The organism is Streptomyces sp. NPDC050704 (assembly GCF_040654355.1).
Classification (GTDB): domain Bacteria; phylum Actinomycetota; class Actinomycetes; order Streptomycetales; family Streptomycetaceae; genus Streptomyces.
The window spans coordinates 1-2462 of sequence record NZ_JBFAHW010000259.1 but is presented as its reverse complement, the minus strand read 5'-3'; the positions used below and the strand labels follow the sequence as shown (position 1 = coordinate 2462).

2 protein-coding genes are annotated in these 2462 nt (G+C 71.3%); both read left to right on the top strand.

Annotation, left to right across the window (positions count from 1 at the left end):
- On the top strand, positions 1 to 1173 hold a 1173-nt coding region (locus AB0I18_RS51900; protein ID WP_363112866.1), incomplete at its 5' end, for an FAD-binding protein.
- 174 nt (positions 1174 to 1347) lie between these two features.
- Positions 1348 to 2394: a hypothetical protein gene (locus AB0I18_RS51895; RefSeq protein ID WP_363112867.1), complete on the top strand. Its 1047-nt coding sequence runs from the start codon at positions 1348 to 1350 to the stop codon at positions 2392 to 2394.
- Positions 2395 to 2462: the final 68 nt, after the last annotated feature.

The window sequence follows — 2462 nt, the reverse complement described above, 5'->3', positions numbered from 1 at the left end:
GGCATGGTCGTCTTCAGCGCCGACTACAAGTGGCTCACGCTCGCCGCGGTCAGCGCGAAGGGCGCCGCCGTCGCCACCCAGTGCCTGGCCCGCGGCACAAGGGCGGCGCTCCTCGGCCAGAAGCCCCTCACCATGGGCCAGTCACTGGCGGCGGGACTGCGCGCCGGTCTGCTCGCCGCACAGGTGCCGGTGTGGCTGAACACCCCGCTGTCCGACCTGTACATCGAGAACGGAGCCGCCGCGGGAGCGGTGGTGACCAAGAACGGCACACCCGGCCTGATCCGGGCCCGGCGAGGGGTGATCGTCGGCTCCGGCGGTTTCGAGCACAACGCGGCCATGCGCGAGCAGTACCAGCGACAGCCCATCGGCACCGCATGGACGGTCGGGGCCAAGGAGAACACCGGCGACGGCATCAGGGCCGGCTGGCGGGCCGGCGCCGCACTCGGCCTGATGGACGACGCCTGGTGGGGCCCGACGATCCCGCTGCCCGACCAGCCCTACTTCTGCCTCGCCGAACGCACCCTGCCCGGCGGTCTGCTCGTCAGCTCCGCCGGAGCCCGCTTCGTCAACGAGGCGGCCCCCTACGGCGACGTCGTGCACACCATGTACGAGCGGAACGCGACCGCCCCGCACATCCCGGCCTGGCTGATCGTCGACCAGAACTACCGCAACCGCTACCTGTTCAAGGACGTGCTGCCGACGTTCGCGTTCCCGGACGCCTGGTACGACTCGGGTGCCGCCCACAAGGCCTGGACCCTCGACGCCCTCGCCGGACAGATCGGCGTCCCGGCCGCCGCCCTGCGCGCCACGGTCAACCGCTTCAACGCTCTCGCCCGCCAAGGCACCGACGGCGACTTCGACCGCGGGGCGAGCGGGTACGACCACTACTACTCCGACCCCGCGATCCTCCCGAACTCCTGCCTGGCGCCGCTGTGGCTGGCCCCGTACTACGCGTTGAAGATCGTCCCGGGGGATCTGGGCACCAAGGGCGGCCTGGTCACGGACGCCCGGGCCCGGGTGCTCCGGCCGGACGGCTCGGTGATCCGGGGCCTGTACGCCGCGGGCAACGCGAGCGCCGCGGTCATGGGGCACAGCTACGCCGGTGCGGGGTCGACGATCGGACCCGCGATGACCTTCGGCTACATCGCGGCGCTGGATCTCGCCCAGGGGTGAAGTCCGCCGGACGCGACCCGGACGCGACGGCGCCTGCGAAGCTGCGGCAACGGGTTCTTATAGGCTGCACGTTCTGTCTGTCCGTACGTTCTGCCTGTCCGTAAGAACCCGCGAGTTCCGGGAGAGCCACCTGTGACCGTAGTGATCGACTCGTCCGACGATGCCGAAGTGACCATCCCGACCGGTGACTTCGTGGTCACCGGGCCGTCGCTCGACGTGCCCGAGCCGGTGGCCCGGGACGCCCGTGAGTTCGGCGAGTACGCGCGGACCGGAGGCTGGGCGTTCGCGCTGAAGGTGGCGCGCAGCGTGCGGCCCGGCGGGCAGCCGGCGGAGGAGACGCCGAAGGTCTCCGCCAAGGAGTTCGCCGAACTGGCGGGGTGCTCGGCGGAGCGGGTCATGCGCTACTACAAGGCGTGGGACAAGGCGGCCGACGACGGCCTCGTCCCGTTCTTCGAGGGGCTGGCGCCGGGCGAGGACATCGAACTGCCGGACTCCGACGTGTGGTTGTCGTACTACAGCTCCCGCTCCAGCGCCGCCTCCGAGCGCGGCACCGCCATCGCGGCGGCGGCCGAGGCCGAGGGCATCCGGCCGACCAAGGCCCTCGAAGTCGCCGAGAACCCCACCGCGCTGCGGGCCGCGATCCTCGCCGACCCCTCCACCGCCCAGGCGGCGCGCTCCGCGCTCCTCGACCGGCTGAAGGAGGACCCCGCCCTGCAGACCGAGCTGGCCCGCGACATCGCCCGCACCGACGAGCTGAAGAAGGCGGTCGCCACCGAGACGCAGGCGGCCAGCCGTATCGGCTATGTCCGCCAGATCGTCGAGAACGGCCAGGTCAAGACCTCGGCCGGGCAGACCATCGACGCCCCCGCCGACCTGCGCGCGGAGGCCGAGCGGCATCTGTCCCTGCTCGACGAACTGGACGACGACGAAGAGACCGGGCAGTGGGCCAGCGAGGCGTACGACTCGGTGAAGGACCTCGTCGCCCAGACCGTCGAGGCGAATCCGGAACTCCGCCTGCAGGAGCGCCGCACGAAGTTCTACAGCAGCCTGCAGAAGGCGACGAAGGTCTTCGAGGAACTGACCTTCGACGACGCCGACGACCTCGACGACATCTACGAGGACGACATGCTGCAACGCCTGGAGGACCTCCAGACGGCGATCGCGACCTGCATCACGGCCCTGCGGAAGGTGGCACCGGCGGGGGAGCCGGAGCGCCCGTGACCTGAGGGCGGCCTGGTCACCGAAGCCGTCACCGCCGCCTCCGCCTTCCTGGACGGCGGCCTTGTGGC